21 protein-coding genes are annotated in these 20505 nt (G+C 60.8%); 1 reads left to right on the forward strand and 20 read right to left on the reverse strand.

What is annotated here, in order from left to right:
- Positions 1-26: 26 nt before the first annotated feature.
- The 3 genes from A6U98_RS21445 to A6U98_RS21455 all read right to left on the reverse strand — a co-directional run bounded on the left by A6U98_RS21445 (position 27) and on the right by A6U98_RS21455 (position 3754).
- Complete coding sequence (locus tag A6U98_RS21445; RefSeq protein ID WP_064652555.1) at positions 27-1190, reverse strand: carbohydrate ABC transporter permease; 1164 nt, start codon at positions 1188-1190, stop codon at positions 27-29.
- 1 nt (position 1191) lies between these two features.
- Entirely contained in the window at positions 1192-2205 is a 1014-nt protein-coding gene (locus tag A6U98_RS21450; RefSeq protein WP_064652558.1) for a sugar ABC transporter permease, read from the reverse strand.
- A 187-nt stretch (positions 2206-2392) separates the two neighbouring features.
- Positions 2393-3754, reverse strand: coding sequence for an ABC transporter substrate-binding protein (locus A6U98_RS21455; RefSeq protein WP_012756090.1), 1362 nt, complete (start codon positions 3752-3754; stop codon positions 2393-2395).
- A gap of 308 nt (positions 3755-4062) precedes the next feature.
- Between A6U98_RS21455 and A6U98_RS21460 the strand changes: the two genes are divergently transcribed.
- Positions 4063-5088, forward strand: a complete 1026-nt coding sequence (locus A6U98_RS21460) for a substrate-binding domain-containing protein (RefSeq protein ID WP_064652560.1) — start codon at positions 4063-4065, stop codon at positions 5086-5088.
- A 13-nt stretch (positions 5089-5101) separates the two neighbouring features.
- On the opposite strand, the gene folD is transcribed toward A6U98_RS21460, so the two are convergent.
- The 17 genes from folD to A6U98_RS21545 form a co-directional block, all read right to left on the reverse strand.
- Positions 5102-6001 carry a bifunctional methylenetetrahydrofolate dehydrogenase/methenyltetrahydrofolate cyclohydrolase FolD gene (gene folD / locus A6U98_RS21465; protein WP_064652562.1) on the reverse strand — a complete coding sequence of 300 codons (900 nt, stop codon included), beginning with the start codon at positions 5999-6001 and terminating at the stop codon, positions 5102-5104.
- A gap of 120 nt (positions 6002-6121) precedes the next feature.
- Entirely contained in the window at positions 6122-7894 is a 1773-nt protein-coding gene (locus A6U98_RS21470; RefSeq protein WP_064652564.1) for a hypothetical protein, read from the reverse strand.
- A 222-nt stretch (positions 7895-8116) separates the two neighbouring features.
- Positions 8117-8956 carry a WecB/TagA/CpsF family glycosyltransferase gene (locus A6U98_RS21475; protein ID WP_064652566.1) on the reverse strand — a complete coding sequence of 280 codons (840 nt, stop codon included), beginning with the start codon at positions 8954-8956 and terminating at the stop codon, positions 8117-8119.
- 291 nt (positions 8957-9247) lie between these two features.
- Complete coding sequence (locus A6U98_RS21480) at positions 9248-9787, reverse strand: hypothetical protein (protein ID WP_064652567.1); 540 nt, start codon at positions 9785-9787, stop codon at positions 9248-9250.
- On the reverse strand, positions 9787-10152 hold the full coding sequence (locus A6U98_RS21485; RefSeq protein ID WP_064652569.1) for a hypothetical protein: 366 nt from the start codon (positions 10150-10152) through the stop codon (positions 9787-9789). The genes A6U98_RS21480 and A6U98_RS21485 overlap by 1 nt, the downstream gene beginning before the upstream one ends.
- A gap of 124 nt (positions 10153-10276) precedes the next feature.
- A complete protein-coding gene (locus tag A6U98_RS21490) occupies positions 10277-10840 on the reverse strand; it encodes a rod-binding protein (protein ID WP_064652571.1) in 564 nt (187 codons plus the stop codon).
- 32 nt (positions 10841-10872) lie between these two features.
- The gene (locus A6U98_RS21495) at positions 10873-11286 is read right to left on the reverse strand and encodes a hypothetical protein (RefSeq protein WP_064249895.1); all 414 of its coding nucleotides are present in this window, start codon (positions 11284-11286) and stop codon (positions 10873-10875) included.
- A gap of 7 nt (positions 11287-11293) precedes the next feature.
- A complete protein-coding gene (locus tag A6U98_RS21500; protein ID WP_064652573.1) occupies positions 11294-12046 on the reverse strand; it encodes a flagellar biosynthetic protein FliR in 753 nt (250 codons plus the stop codon).
- Positions 12043-14130 (reverse strand): flagellar biosynthesis protein FlhA, encoded by a 2088-nt coding sequence (gene flhA, locus A6U98_RS21505; protein ID WP_064652575.1) that lies wholly within the window; start codon positions 14128-14130, stop codon positions 12043-12045. Before flhA ends, A6U98_RS21500 begins: the two co-directional genes overlap by 4 nt.
- 90 nt (positions 14131-14220) lie before the next feature.
- Positions 14221-14487 carry a flagellar biosynthesis protein FliQ gene (gene fliQ, locus A6U98_RS21510; RefSeq protein WP_009992823.1) on the reverse strand — a complete coding sequence of 89 codons (267 nt, stop codon included), beginning with the start codon at positions 14485-14487 and terminating at the stop codon, positions 14221-14223.
- A gap of 98 nt (positions 14488-14585) precedes the next feature.
- Positions 14586-15014 (reverse strand): flagellar hook assembly protein FlgD, encoded by a 429-nt coding sequence (flgD, locus tag A6U98_RS21515; RefSeq protein WP_064652577.1) that lies wholly within the window; start codon positions 15012-15014, stop codon positions 14586-14588.
- Positions 15005-15454 (reverse strand): flagellar biosynthesis repressor FlbT, encoded by a 450-nt coding sequence (flbT, locus tag A6U98_RS21520; protein ID WP_003556571.1) that lies wholly within the window; start codon positions 15452-15454, stop codon positions 15005-15007. The genes flgD and flbT overlap by 10 nt, the downstream gene beginning before the upstream one ends.
- A complete protein-coding gene (gene flaF / locus A6U98_RS21525) occupies positions 15451-15798 on the reverse strand; it encodes a flagellar biosynthesis regulator FlaF (protein WP_027666404.1) in 348 nt (115 codons plus the stop codon). Before flaF ends, flbT begins: the two co-directional genes overlap by 4 nt.
- Positions 15799-15832: 34 nt before the next feature.
- Positions 15833-16885: a flagellar hook-associated family protein gene (locus tag A6U98_RS21530; protein ID WP_064652579.1), complete on the reverse strand. Its 1053-nt coding sequence runs from the start codon at positions 16883-16885 to the stop codon at positions 15833-15835.
- Positions 16886-16888: 3 nt separating this feature from the next.
- On the reverse strand, positions 16889-18376 hold the full coding sequence (gene flgK, locus A6U98_RS21535; protein ID WP_064652581.1) for a flagellar hook-associated protein FlgK: 1488 nt from the start codon (positions 18374-18376) through the stop codon (positions 16889-16891).
- Between the two features lie 19 nt (positions 18377-18395).
- The gene (locus tag A6U98_RS21540) at positions 18396-19703 is read right to left on the reverse strand and encodes a flagellar hook protein FlgE (protein WP_064652582.1); all 1308 of its coding nucleotides are present in this window, start codon (positions 19701-19703) and stop codon (positions 18396-18398) included.
- A gap of 124 nt (positions 19704-19827) precedes the next feature.
- On the reverse strand, positions 19828-20499 hold the full coding sequence (locus A6U98_RS21545) for a winged helix-turn-helix domain-containing protein (RefSeq protein WP_003545558.1): 672 nt from the start codon (positions 20497-20499) through the stop codon (positions 19828-19830).
- Positions 20500-20505 lie beyond the last annotated feature (6 nt).

Here is a 20505-nt window from a genome sequence, read left to right on the forward strand (position 1 = left end):
CTGTTTGAAGTCACGGTCGGGAATGGTCAGCCTCCCTTGACCGAACCCGCCAACAGACCGCGCACCAGGTAACGCTGCAGCCCGAAAAAGACGAGCAGCGGCACGATGATGGTGACGAAGGCTGACGCCGTCAAAATCTCCCAATTGCCGCCGCGCGAGCCGAGCAGAGCGTTCAGGCTGCCGGTCAGCACGATGTGGTCCTTGTCGGTGCCGAGGAAGACCATGGCGACGAGCAGGTCGTTCCACACCCACAGGAACTGGAAGATGGCGAAGGAGGCGAGTGCCGGGAAGGACAGAGGCAAAACGATGCGGACGAAGATCTCGAAATCACTCGCGCCGTCGACGCGGGCGGATTCGATGATCTCCTTCGGCAGGCCGGCGATATAGGCCCGCAAGAGATAGATGGCGAGCGGCATGCCGAAAGCGGTATGAGCCAGCCAGATGCCGGGATAGGTCTTCGACGGCTGGCCGAGCATGTTGCCGATCTCGTTGTAGAGACGCAGCAGCGGGATCAGCGACATCTGCAGCGGCACGACGATGAGGCCGACGACGAGCGCAATCAGCAGCCCGCGGCCGGGAAACTCCATCCAACTCAGGGCATAGGCGGCGAAAGCGGCAATCAGGATCGGGATGATCGTCGCCGGGATCGTCACAGTCAGCGAGTTGATGAAGGATTGGCCGATGCCCTCGCCGGTCAGAACCGTGTTGTAGTTCTGCATCGTGAATTCCGGCGGCGCCGAGACGGATGCATAGATGCGCCGCGGGCGCTGGTCGGGCGAAAAGGCGGCGTTCTTCACATAGCGATAACTGCCGTCGCTGTTGATCTGCAGGGTTTCACCGTCGCCGAGATCGGCGGTCTCACCGGCTTTAAAGGCAGCCGGCTGCTGCACGCGGTTGCCGAAGGCCTTCACCGCGCGGCCGGTCTGGCCTTCCAACACGTTGCCCGCAATGACGTAGGCGGCACCTTCCTGCTGCTGCTGGTCCGGCGTGCCCAAGCGAACGGCCACGGTCTGCGTCGAGCCGACGAAGGCCGTCCACCAGCCGGAGACGACGATCTGGTCTTTGTCGCGCAGCGCGCTGACGAAGATGCCGAGCGTCGGGATGAGCCAGATGATGACGATCAGCAGAACGGCGAGGTGAACGAAGAGCCGGGCGGGGCCGATCTTGAAGTAGCTTCCGATAGCGGTCATATCAGTGCCCCTTCAGTTCGCGATTGGCGCGGCGCACGTTCCAGACCATGATCGGCGTGACGGCGAGCATGATGATGATGGCGATGACCGCACTTCGGCCGGAATCGCCGCCGCCGCGGAACATCCAGTCGAACATCAGGTTCGCCAGCACCATCGTCTGCCACTGGCCGTTGGTCATGGTCAGCACGATGTCGAAGACCTTGAGGACGAGGATGGTGATCGTCGTCCAGACGACGGCGATGCTGCCCCAGACCTGCGGCACCATGATGCGCCAGAAGATCTGCCAGCCATTGGCGCCGTCGATGACCGCGGCCTCGATCGTCTCTTCCGGAATGCCGCGAAGAGCGGCCGACAGGATGACCATGGCGAAGCCGGTCTGGATCCAGATCAGGATGATCATCAAGAAGAAGTTGTTCCAGAAGGGAATGGAGATCCACACTTCCGGCGTGCCGCCAAAGGTCTGGACGATGGCGTTCAGCAGGCCGATCTGGACGTCGTTGCCGCCGCGATATTCATAGATGAATTTCCAAATGACCGAGGCGCCGACGAAGGAGATCGCCATCGGCATGAAGACGATGCTCTTGGCGATATTGCCCCACCAGATGCGATCGGTCATCACTGCGATGACGAGGCCGAAGAAGGTGCAGGCAGCCGGCACGACGGCGAGCCAGAGAATGTTGTTGAAGATCGACTGGCGGAATTCGCGGTCGCCGAGCGCCCATTTGTAGTTAGCGAGGCCGACGAACTGCAGACCTGCACGGTCGTAGAAGGAGAGGATGAAGGTCGCAACGACGGGATAAACGAGATAGACGAGGAGCAGGAAGAGCGCCGGGCCGATGAACAACCAAGGCCGGACAAGTGCACGCCGGTTGAGATTGCGCGATGCGGCGCGGATGTCGCCATCCTTCACCGGCAGAGCGAGATCCAGGATCTTGTTCGAAAAATAGAAATAGGCCGAGCATGCGATAACGGCTCCGACCACGACGCCCAAAGCGGACACTATCTGCGACAGCATTTCGTCCCTCCCCTGCTTCCCCTGATCTTATTCCGACCGGTTTTTATTCTGACGGGTCAATGCCGGTCACCGTCAATCTATTTATATAGCCCAATCACAATATATCCTGCGATGGCCGGGCTCTTTGCGAGCCCGGCCAGTCATGCAAGCCATGCCGCCGGCAAGCCGGCGGCATAATTTTGAAAGATTACTTGATGCCGTCCCAGGCGCTCTGGATCTCGCCAGCGGCCTCTTCAGCGGACTTCCCGCCGACGAAATCTACCATGCCCGTCCAGAAGGCGCCGGCGCCGATCTTGCCCGGCATCAGGTCGGAACCGTCGAAGCGGAAGGTGGTGGCCGAGGTCAGGATATCGCCTTCCTTCTTCATCTGCGGGTTGGCATACGCCTCGGTGCTGACGCCCTTGTACGGCGTCAGGAAGCTCGACTGCGCCATCCAGACCTCATGCGCGATCGGGGTCTTCAGGAAGTCGATGAAAGCGCGGGCCGTCTTCGAGTCCTTGGCGATCGAGACGAGCGTGCCGGCGCCTAGAACCGGCTTGCCGAGTTCGGGATGCGAAGCAAAGGTCGGCATGTAGAAGAAGTCGGCATCCTGACCGAGCTTCGTGCCTTCGGGGAAGAAGGACGGGATGAACGACGCCTGATGGTGCATGTAGCACTTCGGCGGAACCGCGAAGAGGCCCTTCGGGCTGTCGCGGAAATCGGTCGAGGCCACGGCTGCGACGCCACCATCGACGTATTTCGCGTTCTTGGCGAACTTGCCGAACTCGTCGATCGCGGCAACGACGGCCGGATCGGTGAACTTCAGCTCGTTGGTCGTCCACTTGTCGTAGGCTTCCGGCGGCTGCATGCGCAGCATGATGTCCTCGACCCAGTCGGTCGCCGGCCAACCGGTGGCGCCGCCGGAACCGAGACCGATGCACCAGGGAACACCGCCGTCCTTGACAATCTGGTCGGTCAGGGCATGCAGTTCTTCCATGGTCGTCGGGATCTTGTAACCGGCTTCCTCGAAATTCTCCGGAACATACCAGACCAGTGATTTTACGTCGGCCTTATACGGAAAGGCGTAGAAGGCTTCCTTGCCATCCTTGCCCTTGTAGGTGCCGTAACCGACCCAGCTGTCGCCGGCGCCGTAATTGTCCTTGATCCACTTGGAGTTGTCATCGCCGAGCGGCGTCAGGAAGCCCTTGCTGGCGAGATCGGCCAGGAGGCCGGGCTGCGGCAGAACGGCAATGTTCGGCGGCGAGCCCGCCTGCGTGTCGATGACGATCTGCTGTTCGTAGTTTTCGGAAGAGGAGTATTTGGCATCGATGCCTGTGGCTTCGGTGAAATAGGCAAGCACGCTCATGAAGAACGCCTCGTCCTCGCCGCGCCACGGCCCGAAGATCGTCAGCGGCTGACCTTTCAGATCGGCATGCGCAGCCTTGAACTCGTCATAGCTCTTCCAGTTGAACTTGGAATCCTGTCCCGGGGCAAATTTCAAATCGGCCGCGGACGCAGCTCCGGCAAAAAGCGCTGCCACGGCAACGCCCATCAAAAATGACTTTTTCATGTGATCAACCTCCCATCACAATCCCAACAGCGCCGAATTCCCTCAATAAAGAAATTTCAAAGCGCTTTGACACCCAACTCATTCCACTTTCGGTGGAAAGGAGTCAAGTCAAATCGCGAAAACCCGCTGTGAACACCCCAGATATCGCGGCATATCGCGGCGCAACAGCGCCTATCGGGAAATATGGAGCGATTTTTCTTGAGTCAAGCGCGCCAGATGATACATATTTGAAAGCGCTTTGGATGCCACTGGGAGGCGGCGGGCCTTTTCAAGACGGCTGACGGGCGGGCCGGGAGGAAGCATAGCAGGTGAATCTCAAACAGCTATCGGAATTGCTGGGGCTGTCGCAGACGACGGTGAGCCGGGCGCTGAACGGCTATCCCGAGGTCAATGAGGCGACCCGGGAGCGTGTGCTCCAGGCTGTCAAGGAAACCGGGTACCGGCCGAACAAGGCGGCGCAGCGGCTTGCGACCGGCAAGGCAGGCTCGATCGGCCTCGTCATGCCGACGGCGCCCGGCCACCAGTCCGACGTGCATTTCGGTGAATTCCTGGCCGGGCTCGGCGAAGAGGCCGTGCGCCACGACTTCCACTTCGTGATCATGCCGGCCGACCCGGATGACGAGGTGGCGGCGCTGCGCCGCCTGGCGATCAGCGGCAATGTCGATGCCCTGTTCGTCGCCTATATGCGCGGCCACGATCCGCGGCTCGCCATGCTGAAATCGCTCTCTATGCCTTATGTCGTGCACGGCCGGTCCTTCGGTTCTGAGCCGGACTATCCCTATCTCGACATCGACAATGAAGGCGCCTTCTACGATGCGACGCGGCTCTTGCTGCAGCTCGGCCATACACGCTTTGCGCTGATGAACGGACCGATGCATCTCGATTTCGCCATCCGCAGGAAGAACGGCGTCATGTCAGCCCTTGCCGAGCGCGGGCTCACGCTCGAGGAGGGCTGCGTGAGCCACGCGCTGATGACAGACGAACAAGGCCTGCTGGCGATGGAACATTTCCTGCAATTGCCGGAGCGGCCGACGGCGATCCTCTGCTCCAGCACGGTGCTGGCGCTCGGCGCGATCCGCGCGGTCAACCAGGCCGGATTGCGGCTCGGTGAGGATATCTCGCTGATCGCCCATGACGACGTGCTGCCGCTGCTGAAACCGGAAAGCTTTTCCGTGCCGCTGACGACGACACGCTCTTCACTGCGGGCGGCGGGCGTTCGCATCGCGCAGCGGCTGATCGGCACGGTGAAGCAGGCCGGCCCCTTCCCCGACCAGGAGCTCTGGAAGACCGAGCTGATCGTCAGGGCTTCGACCGGTCCCGTTCCCCAGGCCTAGAGCCTTTCCTGGTTCAAAACTGCGGCGGTGTCTGCCCTGCTGTGCGATGGGCGGCGATGACCGTGTTGGCCATCAGCATGGCGATGGTCATCGGCCCGACGCCGCCGGGAACCGGAGTGATGGTGCTCGCAACCGCCGAGACCTCTTCGAAGGCGACGTCGCCGACGAGCCGGGTCTTGCCCTCGCCTCTTTCGGGGGCTGGCACCCGGTTGATACCGACGTCGATAACCGTCGCACCTGATTTCACCCAATCGGCCCTGACCATCTCGGGCCGGCCGACGGCGGCCACCAGGATATCGGCGTTGCGGCAGACCTCGGCGAGATTCTTCGTCCTGGAATGAGCGATCGTCACGGTCGCATTGGCGTTGAGCAGCAATTGCGCCATCGGCTTACCGAACAGGTTGGAGCGGCCGATGACGACGGCGTTGAGGCCGGAGAGATCCTCGCCATGGGTACGGCGGACGAAGACCATGGCGCCGGCCGGAGTGCAGGAGACAAGTCCGGTCTTCAGGTCGCCGGTGGCGAGCTTACCGGCATTGACGACGCTCAGACCGTCGACATCCTTTTCCGGCAGGATCGACTGGATGATCGCCTCGCTGTCGAGCGGCTTCGGCAAGGGCAGCTGCACCAGAATGCCGTGGATCGACGGATCGGCGTTGAGGGCGGCGACGAGAGCCGCCAGATCCTCCTGCTTCGTTTCGGCCGGCAGCGTGTGCTGAACGGATTTGAAGCCGCATTCCTTGGCCATGCGGCCCTTGGAGCCGACATAGGCGTGGCTTGCCGGATCGTCGCCGACGATGACGACCGCAAGGCCGGTGGTGACGCCGCTGCTCTTTTCCAGCGCTGCCGTCGCACTCTTGACCGTCTGAATGACCGATGCTGCTACGTTCTTGCCGTCGATTACTGTCGTCACGCGTCTCTCCGCCCTGTTTCGCGTCAATCTATGGATAGTTGACGAGCGTCAAATGCCCGCTAACGCCCTATCCTGTCGGAAAGCGGCAACGCAATATCAAAAATGCAAGGAAATGTTCGTTCAACGCAGCGGCTGCCGCGCTTCGAGCGCATGAACACGAAGCCGGTCGCGCAGGCCGGAGATTTGGGAGCGCAACAGCTCCATTTCGTCGACCGGCGCAGGGGCCGGCACAGGCATCGAGGGCGGTGGGGCCTGCGGCCGGGATACCGGCATTTTCTCGCTTGCGGAATCGGCGACAGGCCTACGCAGCCGGCGCAGGAAAGCCGCGGCAAGACCGGCCGCAAGACCCGCGGCTGCGCCCATCAGCGAGCGGCTGATCCGTCCATCCGTTGCCGATACCGCCGTCGTCAGCGCCGGCTTGAGGAGAACGATACGACCGTCGGCGGCCGCTACCACCGCTGCCGACGTCGCCTCTTCGAGACGCGAGCGCGCGGCATTGGCTTTTTCGCGCAACTCCGTCAGGCGTGACAAATCGACGCCGGTGTCCCGGCTCTGGGCGATCAGCGTGTTGCGGCGATCGTTCAGGCCCTTGCGCGCCTCGACGGCGGCCTTGGCGGCGAGGTTGGCAGTCTGGGCAAGACGGGTAAGCTCCTTGCCCATATTCTCCTTCAGACCGTCCGTTTCGGCCTGCTGCTGCAAGAGCCGCGGATGGCGCGGGCCGAGCTCGGCCGAAAGCTGCGCGAGCGTCGTTTTGGCGACGGCATATTTGTCGCGCCAGTCCTGCAGCGCCGGCGAGAGCATATCGGAGGGGAGCGAACCGTCGAGCACTTCGGCAAGTTTTGCGGCCTTGAGCCGATCGGTCTGCGCCTTGGCGGCAAGAATATTCTGGTCGGCCGCTTTCAGATCGGCATCCAGTTGGTCGATCTGACGACGAAGATCGATCGCCACCTTGACGTTGCCCTCGCCGCTCTTCGCCGTGAAGGCGGCAAGCTCCGCCTTCGCCTCGTCATAGGTTTTGCGCAAGGCGGCATCGGTTTCGACGTTGCCGGCAGGTCCGTCTGTTGCGGAAACCGCTTCGGCAAGCCTTGCGGCGATGCGCATGGATTTGCCGCTGTCGCCGGTCGTCACCTTGACGAGGATGGTGCCGGCGGCGGCATCGGGCAATATCTCGACCGCATGCTTCAACGCCGCCTCGGCGCGTGAGGCCGGATCGGCAGCGGCGCCGGTCGCCGAAAGGAGATCGAACGCAACGCCGAGCGCATTGGCACTGGCGCCGGCAAATTCGGGATCATGATCGAGTTTCAGGGCTGCGACCGTCGAAGCAACCACCTTCGCCGACAGCAGCCCTTTTGCCGCGGCCTGGGTGAAGGCAGCACGGCTTGCGGCATCGCTCTTCACCGCAAGCGTCGCCTCGGCACGGTAGAGGGCCGGCGAAGCTGGCATCAGCGCCGGCAAGCCCGCGCCGATGATCGTCGCGGCGCCCACCATCATCGCAAGGCCGATCCCGCTCGCCCGATGCCGCGGCGCTACCGGCCGGGGCTCGGCGGGTTCTTCACGGACCGCGGCCAGCGGTTCCTGTGAGACCATCTGCTCGTCGGCTGGAACGCTCAGCTCTTCATCGCCCGCCGGCTCCTGAGGAAGCGGATGGCCGACGTCGTTGGCGGCCCGGAGGCGGTTGCCGAGGATGGTTTCGATGCGGTCGACCAGCGGTGCGGTGCGCGCCGCTCTTGCGCGCTGTTCTTCCAGCGCGCGGCCGATGGCGCGCAGCAATTCTGCCTCAGGCGGCGCGATATCAGGCCGGCCCGACCGGGGCGCCCCATAGGAATCGTCATGGGGGCGCGGCCCTGCGGCTGCGCGATCCTGGAAGCTGTTTCTGGCCCTGATATCGTACATTTGCGCCACATCTCATGCACATGATGGCCGAGTTCGCTCATCCGCACGGACGCAGATGATTAAGCCACTCTAAATATTCATGGCAAAGAAATCGTTAACCGCAGCGGGTAAGAACTAAGCATAGTCCCTTAAATCGGAAACGATTTGAGGACAAAACTATGCGGCAATTTAAGGTGCTGCAGCGTCCTTTGCGCGTCTCAAAAGACGCGCGGCGCTGTGGGGTCAGCTCGCCTTCTTACGATCCGACTGCGGCTGCAGCGCGCTGCCGTGCTCTTCCGGATAGCTGAGGATCCTTTCGCGCCGGCGGAAGCGGTAGCGCAGGACATGGAAGAGGAAGACCGGGATGCCGATGACGTAACGGCGCCAGAGGCGCGCCGGCTCCTGCAGCAGGCGATAGGCCCATTCCAGGCGCATCATCCGCACCGTCTTCGGCGCACGCGGGACGGCGCCGGAGACAAAGTCGAAGAGAGCGCCGACGGTCAGCACCAGGCGCGCATGATCGGCGCGGATATTGTTGTGAACCCATTTCTCCTGCAGCGGCGTTCCCATGCCGACGATCAGGATATCGAGCTTCTGGTGCTCGAGCTCCTCGATGACCTCGGTGGAATCGACCTTGTCGAAGTAACCGTCGGAAACGACGACGAATTCGTGCCAAGGCGCGTGCTTGCGGAAATTTTCCGCCGCCGCCTCGACGACCGAGCGCTTGCCGCCGATGAGACCGATGCGGCGCGGAGCCTCCATGAAGGTCAGGAAGGCCGGCACGAAATCGGTGCCGTTCAGATTGGCGGGAAACGGCGCGCCATGAGCGATCTGCGATGCGATATTGAGGCCGATACCGTCAGGCAGCACCAGATTGTGCGACATGATCCGGTAATATTCGTCGTCGCGCAGCGTCGTCAGCATGTTGTGGGCGTTGACGAAGCAAACCACGGTCTGGCCGACGGGAATGGAGGCCAACTCGTTGATGAAAACGAGGGCGTCGTCCCAGCCGAGATCGCAGACCGGCAGATCGAAGATCGTCCGCCGCGATGCGAGCACCGCGAAGTTTGCAATCAAATTCATTCCTACCTCCTGCCGAGGGTGCTGCATGCGCCCGACATCCCGGAAAACAAGCCGATATTTCCGCACCGGAGGTCTCGAAAGGACCGGTCGCGTCCCGCCGGGTGGGCGTCGCTCCGATCCTGGAAAAGCGGCGCATGCCAAGCTGTGACACCTGATATAACAGGACGGTTTCAAACAACCCTTAGGAAAATTCCTTGAATTTCCATGCTCGCATAAGTGGATTATTAACCACACGCGCCAACGACAAACGGCGCCCTCGGGCGCCGTTTGTCGTTGCTGACCTGATAATGTCTAGTGGGCCGCTGCCGCCGGTGCTTCGGCGGCCGGTACGGTCTCGACGATCTTGACGGGTTTGCCGACCTTCTTCGGCTGACCGGCGGAGCTTTCCTTGACCTCTTCCTTGGAGAGATAGTCGAGCTGCTCCAGTATCACGTCGGCGACGTATTCGCCGCCGAGGCGCTCGTTCATGCCCTTCTTGATCTCCTCGCGGAAAGCCTTCGGATCGAAGGATTTGATGTGGGCGATATCGACCATCTTGTTGCCGACGAGCAGGCTGAAAAGCTCGTCCGTCGTCATCTCGCTCAGCGGCAGCGTCACGCCTTTCAGCATGTCCTTGTTCATCATGAACGAAACGCGGCCGAGGAAATAACCGGTGATCGCACCGTTGCCGATGATCGGCACCGTGATCGTTTCGCCCTTCACCAGTTCAAGCGCGCTCTGCTTGGAATCCGTTGCTGCGGGCGCCGGCGCGGTCGCCAGGTACACCGAGAAATAGACCGATGCCAAGGTGATGGCGCAAACCCAGACACCGGTGAGGACGAGCTTGATCATCAGTTTCCACGCGCGGCGAATTGTTCCTGGGAATAGGTGCCGTCGGCGTCGGCGTCCTGAACTGCGTTCTTCAGCAGGTCGGCGACGGCGCGAACCGCTTCGAGATGCGCCTCGACGCGACGGGCATTGAGAACCAGCTTCTTCTTCAGGCCATGCAGCTGATCGAGATGGGCAGCGGCAAGCTCGGCCGGATCGGTATCGCGGAAAAGCATCGACAGCTCGTAGAGGCAGCGGCTCTTATGCGCATTGGAGACTTTGAGATCGAACTGCGGATCGTTGCCGATCCGGGTGTTCTCATTGTCGATGATCATTTCGAGGCGTCCGAGAACGGATTTGATCCTGTAGTCGTTCGAAATTATTTCCATTGTACCCCCGGTTATGCGTCGCTTAGAGCATGATGCCAAAAACTGTGCGCGGTTTTCGGACGACATCACGCTCTAACTCTTTAATTTAGAACAGGATTCAGATTTCAGGCCAACGGACCTAAAATCATCCTGTTCTATTGGCCTTGGCTTCCGCCGTCGGCGTGCCAAAGGTCTTACGCTGGAAGTCGTCGATCATGCTGAGCGCGGTGTTGCGGTCATCGTCGTCGGTGGAGGCATTGACGATCTTGCCTTCCTGCCGGCGCAGCTGCTCGCTGTACATCTGCTTGGCAATGCCGATGCCGTCTCCCTTGGCCATGACGTTGCCGAGCTGTTCGGCCATCATGCCTTTCCAGATATCGCCGGTCGCGCCCTTGCCGTAGACGTCTTCGCTTTCGCTCGGCAGCATGGACTTGACGAAATTCTGCAGGACCATGGCCTCGAACTTCCGGTAGCTTTCCGGAGCTTCCTCGGACTTGGTGCGGTTCTGGATATTGTTGAGGCCGCTCTTCTGGCCGACATGATCGAGAACGTCGACCGTATTGGAGAAGCCCTTGCCATTCTCGGCGAGGCTCGTTGCGGCAAAGGCCGCACGATTTGCCTTCAACTTTTCCTGGGCCGCCTGAACCTCCATGGGGTCGGCAGCTTTGACAACGTCCAGGACCAGATCACTGGGGGGCGAAATAGCCACGTTACAATCCTCTAAATTTAAGATCGTAACGACTATGGTTTTTGAAGCTTGCTGGAGGCTGGCGTTGCGAATTGCTGATCGATGACATCGTAGACGGCATTGTCATCGGCCTCGCGGCGCTCGGCCTCGAGGGCTTCCTTCATGCCGTCTTCGAGGCGGTCACCCTTGGCGCGCTCGCGCGTCAGCCGCATCTCGTGGATCTGCTGCATGCCGGTCAGCTGCTGGTCCTTGATGGTGAGCCTGCCGAATCGGTCGGCGTAATTCTGCGAGAAGGCGTGGTGGACAGGGTCCATCGAGCCGAGCGCGAGGATGACGTCGTCCATCGCCACATTGACCTCGACGCGCTGACGGCTGGTTTCGGCCAGGTCGTTCTCGGCCATTCTTTCGATATGCCGCTGCACCGAGAGCAGCCGCTTGAGCTTCTGGGAGCGCTTCTTTTCGATCATATCAGCCTCACCGCCCGATATAGATCGAGCCGAAGGACTGGCCGAACTGGCTGACCATCGCCGCGATCGAGAAGTAGATCAGGAAGAGCCCGCCCATCAGCAGATAGGGCGTGGAGATGAAGTAGACCGGGATCTGCGGCGCCAGCTTGTTGATGAAACCGATCGAGACGTTGAAGATCAGGCCGTAGATCAAAAACGGGCTCGACAGCCGCAGCATGATGTAGGTGGTCTGCTCCAGCGTGTCGGTAAAGGAGATCAGCGTCGCGCGCACCTCCATCATGCCGCCGAAGGGCATGGTCGTGTAGGAATCGATCAGCGCGCGGAAGACGATGTGATGGAAATCCATCATGAAGAGAATCATCATGCCGGCAAAGGTAATGAAGCCGGAAAGGCTGGTCTCCGGCGTGTCTTCGAGGATGTCGGCGGAACCCGGCTGGGTGTAGCCGACCATCATGGCGGTGATCGTCGCTGCGAACTGCATGCCAAGCGTGTAGATTCTTGCCAGCATGCCGTACATCACGCCGATCAGCGATTCGCTGAAGATCAGGCCGATATAGGTTCCCGCACCGGTGTGAACGGCCGGATAGACGGTGTCCCAGAGCAACGGCATCACGGCGATCGAGAGCGCGCCGGCGATGAAGACGCGCAGCTGTTCGGGCACGCGCGCCGAGGAAAAACCCGGAAGAGCCAGCACACAGCCACCGATCCGGCAGAAAACCAGAAACAGCGCGAGAACGGTCCCTTGCGGGTCTGTTATCATGAAATAGAGCCCAAAATCTTTATCTCGATGCCCTTGGCCAGTTCGACATGCGATAGGACCGGGAGCGTGGCGAAAAGCCTCTCGATGATCATGCGCACATAGGAGCGTGTTTCCGGCGACGTGACAAGTGCGAATGGCAGGCCGCGATCCATGAACTCACGGATAACTTTGGTGGCCTGCTCGCTGAACTCCTCCAGGCTGCGCGGATCGATGTCGAATTCGATCACCTCGCCCTTGGCGTCGCGCTTCAGCGCCTGGTGGAAAGCCAGGTCCCATTTGCTGCCCAGCCGCAGCACACGCAGCACGCCGTTGTCGGCAAGGTCGCCGCAAAGCTGCTGGGCCATGCGGATGCGGACATGCTCGACGATCTGCTCGGTCTTCCTGACATGCGGGGCGAGCTCGGCCACCGCCTCGAGGATGAGGTGCAGGTTGCGGATCGAGACACGTTCGGCAAGCAGCAGCTTGAGCACCGCCTGCAGGCCGGAATAGGACATGTGCGACGAGCAGATCTCGTCGGCGAGCTTCTTGTATTCGGGGTCGAGCCGATCGATCAGCACCTTGACGTCCTTGTAGGACAGCAGCTGCGGCAGGTTGTTGCGGATGACCTCGCTCATATGGGTCAGCACGACGGAGACATTGTCGATCGGCTGGAAGCCCTCGCGTTTCAGATCGTCGGCGAAGTTTTCGAGGATCGAGACGGCAGGCATCCCAAAAGCGGGTTCGCGGATTTCGTCGCCGGGAATGCTCGGCCGGCGGCCGGCACCGGTCACGACGAGGACTTCGCCGACGCGCAGCAGGTTGGAAGCGACCGTCGTGCCGTGGATACGGATCTGATACGACTTCTCGGCGATGGCGATATCGTCGGTCACCTTGATCTCGGGCACGACGAAGCCGTATTGGGTGGCGAACTTCTTGCGCATCTTGCCGACGCGGAAGGCGAGCTCCTGGTGGGCGCCGAGCAGGCGCGTCGAGACCATCTTGCCGAGTGCGAGCTCGATTTCGGAGGTGCGCAGCACTGCCTTGACCGAATCCTTTTCCAGCTCCTTGTTCTGGACGACCTTCTTTTCTTCCTGCTCGCGGCGAAGCATGTTCTCTGCCTCGACCTGACGTGGGATGAACCAGGCGCCGAACGCGAGAAGACCGCCGAGGACCACGAAGGGCACAAAGGGCAGACCCGGCATCAAGGCCAGGATGAACATCAGCACCGCCGAGACGGAAAGCGCACGGGGATAACCGCTCAACTGGTTGACGACCGCCTGGTCAGTGGAACCGGTGGTGCCGCCGCGAGAGACGAGAAGGCCGGCGGCGAGCGAGACGATCAGAGCCGGCATCTGTGCGACGAGGCCGTCGCCGACCGAGAGCTTGACGAAGACGTCAGCGGCTTCGCCGATCGGCATGCCGTGGCGGAAGTAGCCGATGATGATGCCGCCGAAGATGTTGATGCAGGTGATGATCAGGCCGGCAACCGCATCGCCGCGCACGAATTTCGACGCACCGTCCATCGCGCCGAAGAAGGAGCTTTCCTCCTCGAGTTCCCTGCGCCGGCGCTGGGCTTCCCTCTCGTCGATGATGCCGGCCGAGAGATCGGCGTCGATCGACATCTGCTTGCCGGGGATGGCATCGAGGGTGAAACGCGCGCCGACTTCGGCGATACGCGTGGCGCCCTTGGTGATGACGATGAAGTTGATGGTGATGAGGATCAGGAAGACGATCAGACCGATGACGAAGTCGCCGGACATCACCAGGCTTGCAAAACCGGCGATGACGCCGCCTGCCGCATCGTGGCCCTCATGGCCATGCGAAAGGATCACGCGTGTCGTCGCGATGTTCAGCGCCAGCCGGGTCATCGTCGCGATCAGCAGAATGGTCGGGAAAGACGAGAAATCGAGCGGTTTCTGGATCCACAGCGCGACCATCAGGATCAGCACCGAGAAGGCGATCGAGAAGGCCAGTCCCATATCGATCAGGAATGGCGGGATCGGCAGAAAGAGAATGCAGATGATGCCGATGATGCCGAGGGCAAAACCGACATCGCGCAGGCTCGGGGCGACTTTTGGAAGGGGGAGTGCAGGTGGTTGCGCCATGACGATTCCGTCTCTTCATGAGAGGAGGCAGACATGCAGCCCGCCCAATTCGGATCGAGAGTTAAATGGCGAAGCTTGCGCGAAGGTGGCTCAGAAACCGGACTGGATGCGCGAGAAGACCAGATTGGTGAAAATCGAGATCTGCGAGCCGACGAAAGGCGCGGTGACGCCGACCGTGATCAGCACCGCGACGATCTTTGGCACGAAGGTCAGGGTCGCTTCCTGCACCTGGGTCAGCGCCTGGATCAAGGCAATGACGAGACCTACCACCATCGCCGCGATGACGGCGGGACCGGCGGCAATCAGCACGGTCCAGATCGCCGCCTGAAACAGATCCAATGCATCAGCTTCATTCATCCGAAGGCAACCTCATATCGCCTTGAAGCGGCCCCGCCGTGGCCGGACCGCCATTGATTGGTATCACCCGAGCATGCGATGCACCGGCGCCGTGGGTATCAGGTATCGCTGGTTGGCGCCTTGTCGGCAACAGTGATTCCCGCCTGCACGAGTATATTGCCGCCATCCGTTGTCGTCGCTATGATTCCATCCGAATAAACCTTGACGGATTCGATGGTGCCTTTGACGGTGCCATCGGCGCTTTCCATGTACTTGCCGACGTAGCTGCTGGCCTGGGTGAGGCTCGAGCTTGCAAGCAGCGTGTCCAGCTTGGTGTTGGTCTGGATCGTCTGCTCGACCTGCGAGAAGCTCGCCAGCTGCGACATCTGTTCGCTGGCGTCGACCGGATCGGTCGGATCCTGGTTCTTCATCTGCGCGATGAGCAGCTGAAGGAAATTGTCGTAGTTCAGCGTCGCCTTCTGCTGGGCCGAGCTCGTCGTGTTCGAAGTGCTCGTCGTGCTGACGCTTGATGTGGCATCTACCGCCATGGTGCAATCTCCCTGCGAATCTGCTCGACCATCGTCGGCGGCATTTCGTGGTTGTTGAGAATATTGTCTTCGATCGCGTAGAGGCCGCGGATCGCCTTGAGCGCGTCGAAGGCGCGGCCCGTCGAGACGAGCGCATCGATGCGCTTCAGTTCGGCGAGAATCTCCTCGTTCTTGAAGCAGGAGAGCAGCATGGTGATCGACTTGCGGAACAACGCCGTCGAGTGGTCCTTGCCCTCAGGGTTGATGAGGATCATCTGCGCGATGAAATAGAGCTGACGCAGCGGCGTCGTCGCGCCCTCCGGCTGGAGGACGTGGTTTTCGAGAAGGAACGTCACATCATTCAGGAATTCCAGCGCGACCTTGCGGTCGACGCGCAGGACGGCGCCGTTGATGAAGATTCTTTCTCCGGCTTTCAGAGAAATGCGAAGTGTACTTTTCATTTAAGTCCATCCCTGATGATGGTGGTAACGTCGATGATGCCCTGGTAGTTATTAGACTGACGTTTTCTGATCCTGTCGCATTCCTTCAATATCCAGATCGCGATCGAGATGAGGTTGGCCCTCAGCCCGATCTCCAGCTGGTTGTCGGGATGTTTGAGATCCTCGATGAAACTGATCCAGACCCGGCGCGTATAAAACAGGGCTTCAATGGCTTCCCGGCCGTATTTTTCCTTTTCGCGCGCCAACGACAGAAGGTCTATGGACCGGTCAAGAACCTGCCATTCCCGCTCTTTCGCGTCGGCCACCGAGTCCTGCATGACTTCGGCATATGAGAACTGATACATTCATGCATCCTTCTTTATTGCGCGCCTTTGCTCATCAAAGGTAGTTTACTAGACTCAACTGCTGGATCTTCGAGACGATCGTGTAAGCCGTTTCAAGCTGCGTTTCCAAAGTCTTGACGAGGGTCGATGCTTCGTAGGGATCGACGCCCTGGAGATCGACGAGCTTGTTCTTGATGATGTTCGATTGAGCGTCGAGGGCGTCGTTGGACTTCTTGACGCGCTCCTGCGAAAGGCCGAGCTGGCTTGCCTGGGTGACCAGGCCGCTGGTCGCCTTCGTCGTGTAGCTGATCGCCTGCTTGGACACCGTGCTCATCGCATCGCTGCTGAGGCCCTGACCCAACAGTGCCGAGGTCATTACCGAGGCGAGCGCGAAGTAACGCATGCCCTCGGAATTGGCATTGGTCGAGGATTCGATCACTTCGGAGTTGCTGATGCGGCTCGTCATGTTCTGGCTCGATGCCTGCGACCAGCCGGTCGTCGGATCGGTCCAGGCAGCCTCGGTAAACATCGGCTCTACCTTCGTGGTGATGAAGGTGCTCATTTCGGCGCCGGTCAGATCCTTGACCGCCTTCGGTGGGACAAGAGCGGCGGCGTAGGCATTCAACTGCGTGACGATAGCGGCACTCGTCGCGGTCGTCTTGTCGGTCAGCGGCTGCACATCGGTGTTGATGCCGGAGAACAGATATTCGCCGTTTACCATGGTATTGGCCGTGTCCATCATCGTGGACAAGGCGCTGGTCGCCGACTGGATGGCGACGGTGATGCTGCCGGGATCGTGGCTGCCCTGGAGCGCCGTCAGCTTCGAAACGAGGCCGTCGCCGACGTCCTTCATCTTGGAAAGGCCGAGCTGCGAGGATTCCATGCGCGCAGTGACAAGCGAGTTGCTTGATTTGATCGAGGCTATCCTGTCGACCTCGCGGCTGAAGTCCACGCTCCTGGCGGCATTGCCGCCGAGAGAGACACCGATATCCGCATAGACTCCCGTCGTCGCTTCCATCGTCGCCTTCGTCATCTGGTTCTGCGCCTGACGGATCGTCAACCGCATCGCATTCTGAATGGCCGAACTTGAAATAAATGAGCTCTTCATGGCTTAACTCGCAATATCCAGCAATGACTTCAACATTTCGTCAACGGCGTTGAGGATTTTGGTCGCCGCCTTGTAGGACTGCTCGATGTCGAGGAGCAGCGTCAGTTCCTCGTCGAGGTTGACGCCCGTCTCATTCGAATAGGCTTCGTCGGAGCGTGACAGCGCCGCCGAGGTGTTTTCCGCCGCCGTCGTGGCGTTGCTGCGGTACTGTTCCAGCCAGCCAAGCGAATTCGTGGCGAATTCCATGATGCTGACGTTTGAATCGATGCCTGTCGTGGCGTCGAACCCGACAGGCGTCCCCGCCGCTGGATCGAAATCGATGTCGGAGCCCAATGCGGTATAGAGACGATCGAGTTCAGTCGTATAACCGCTGGCGCCTGACGTGTTCAGGACGAGGCCGGTGGCGTTGACGCCACCATCGCGCAAGCGCATCGGATCGCCGCCTTGCGAGGTGATGACGCGGCTGCTGACCGTGATGGTCGCCGCCATGCCCGCCACCGCGGTGGCGCCGGTATCGACCGTGCCGCCGCTCCAGGTGAAGAGGCCAGGCACATAGGCCGGGCCGGCCACCGTGTTCTGCTCCTTGAAGAGAGAGACCAGGCCGCGGGCGACTTCGTCGAGCTGCTTCTGGAAGTTCGGCGCGATCTCGTCGCGCACCTGGAGGAGAGACTGAAGGCTTCCCTGCCCCGTCGTCGTCGATCCGCTGCCGCGCGGGAGCGCCACGCCGTCAACATAGACCGAATTGCCGGCGATGGTCGCGGTATAGACATCCTGGGACTTGAACGTCACCTTGCGCGGGATCGTCTCGAAGAGGATCGTCCCGTCAGACGTGCTCAGCACCATGTCGTTATTGTCGCGCGTCGTCGTGTTGACGCCGACGATCTGCGAAATCTGCTTGAGAGCCTTCTCACGCTCGTCGAGGGCGCCGGAAGCATCCGCACCGGAGGCCGTGGCAGTCTTCACCGCATTGTTGGCCTTCTCGAAGTCGCTGAGAAGCGTATTCAGTTTATCGACGTCGGTGGCGATCTGCTTGTCGGCGGTGGCGCGGACGTTCTGAACGGATTGCGAGGCATTGTTCAGCGAGTTGGCGACGTCCTGCGCGGCGGTGATGGCGCCCTGAGCGGCGACCGTGCTGCCCGGCGTCGTGCGGAAGGCCTGAAGCTTCTGCTGGAAAACACCGAGATAGGTGGATGGCGACGTTTCGTAGTCGTTGCCACCCACGATCGACTTGAGGTCCTCGAGACCGCCGAGCAATGCCTGCTGGGCACTGTCCTGAGAGGATGTCTTCAGGTATTGGCGCAGCAGCGCCTCTTCTTGCGCGCGGTCGATCTTGACGACCTGCGCGCCATTCAAGGACGTGGTGAGCATCGCCTGCCGGCGCACGTAATCTTTGTTGCCCGCATTCGAGATATTGTTCGATACGACACCGCTCTGAGTGCCCGTATTGTTGAATATATTCTGCGCGGTATTAAGTGCTGACGTGAGCGACATGGCTTACCCGGTACCTTGCTTATCTCTTGAGGTTGACGAGAACGTCCATAATGTCGGATCCCGTCTGGAACACCTTGGAATTGGCGGTATAGCTGCGCTGCGATTCGATCATCTCGGTCAGCTCGCCGGCGAGGTCGACGTTCGAGCCTTCGAGAGCACCTGATTTAATGGTGCCGAGGCCGTTGGTCTGCGGGAAGCCGGTGACGGTGACGCCCGACTGGCCGTTGGCGCTGTAGACGTTGCCGCTCATCAGCGTCAGTTTGTCGGGGCTGGCGACATTGGCCAGCGGAATGCGATAGAGCGGCTTGGTGCTGCCGTCTTCATATTTGGCGTAGACGATGCCGTCGCCATCGACAGTTACGTCCTTGACCGGGGTCGCTGCCTGACCGTTCGGCGTACCGGTGCCGGAGAAGTCGGCGCCGAGCTGGGTGAAACCGGAGAAATCCATGGCGATCGTCTGGCCAGTCACAGTATCGGCGATGTTAACGGCGCCGCCCGTGAGCATCTTGCCATCGCGGTCGAAGGTCAGCGTTCCTGTGCCGACAGCGGCAGCGGCACCACCGGGGGCGTATGGGAAGGAGGTCGTGCCACCCACCGCTGCGTCAGCGTTGCGATAGATCGAAACCTGCCAGGTGGCGGCCGTACCTGTCGCCGGCGGCGGTGTGACGACAGAAGTCTTCGTGAAGTAGAAGTCGTACATCACCTTGTTGCCGAGACGGTCATAGGCGACCATCGAGACCTTCTTGGTGTCGGTCGTCGTCGTGGCCAAGTTGTCGCTCGGCAGCGTCGCAGGAGCGACGGGAGCGACCTTGGCGTTGGAATCGAGGTTGCCCTTGAAGACACCTGAGGTCGAGGCAATGGCGGTCAGACCGTCCTGGTTGACATTGACGGGAACGAGGCCGTCGAAGCCGTTGACGACGACAGCCGGAGCGCCGGAGTCGTAGGAATAGCCCATCAGCTGGAAGCCGGCGGCGTTGACGAGGTTGCCTTCATCGTCCTTGGTGAAGTCGCCGGCGCGGGTCAGGACCGGCGTGCCATCTGCACCCTGGACGATGAAGAAGCCGTCGCCTGAGATTGCAAGATCGGTGCTCGACGTGGTGTAGGAGATGTCACCCTGGTCGGAGACGGCCTGGCGGACGGAGGTCTGAACTCCGCCGGAATTGTAGTTGCCGCCCGAGGAGGGCAGGACCAGCGACGAGAAACTCGTCGACACAGCCTTGTAACCGGTGGTGTTAACGTTGGCGATGTTGTCGGCGACGGTGCTGAGGCGGTTGGCCTGAGCGTTCATCCCCGATACTGCCGTCTTCATGCTGCCGAAAATGCTCATCTGAAAACCTCGTTTTACCTGTTATGCACGAGAGTATTTGTCGGGCCTTGCGTGAAGCTGTCTGTCATGGCGAGTTGCTAGGCCAACTTGCGGTTCAGCCGGGCGCCGCCGCCCGGCCGAGAAATCAGGCCCAATCGATGCAGTAACCAAGGAAGCGCTTGGAATCGACCGGATCGACGCCGAGCTTTTTGCGCAGCTTTTTGCGCAGCTTCGAGATGTGGCTTTCGACGACGTTCTCCTCGACCTCTTCATCGAAGATGCCGTAGATGGCGTTGAAGATCTGGGTCTTGGTGACCCGGCGACCGCGATTGGCGATCAAATATTCGAGGATGCGGCGCTCGCGCCGGGGAAGTGCGAAGACTTCGCCGTTGATCTCGGGGTCACGACCATCCGAGAAGACGCGGATACCGCCGATCTCGGTGTAATTGGTGATCGCCTTCAGCCGGCGCCGGATCGCAGCCGCCCTTGCGAGGATCTCGCGGGGATGCACCGGTTTGCGCACCACGTCGTCGACGCCGCAATCGAAAAGCGCAAGAGTGTTTTCGAGCGAGTGCTGGTCGCTGACCGCAATCACTGGCGCCATCGACCGGTCCCGGATCGCCCGGGGCAGTTCGAAGTTGCGCTGGCCCTGACCGATCAGAAAGGCCTCGACTGCAGCTATATCGGAATCGGCGGCGGTCTGTACCCACTCGCCAAATTCCGCTGGATCAAAGCCGGTTGAGGGAATGCCCTCACGACCGAACAGAGATGTGTATCCATCTTTCACGAGCTCACGCTCATCAACCACTACGATCATTCGTCC

The organism is Rhizobium sp. WYCCWR10014 (assembly GCF_001657485.1).
Taxonomy (GTDB): Bacteria; Pseudomonadota; Alphaproteobacteria; order Rhizobiales; family Rhizobiaceae; genus Rhizobium.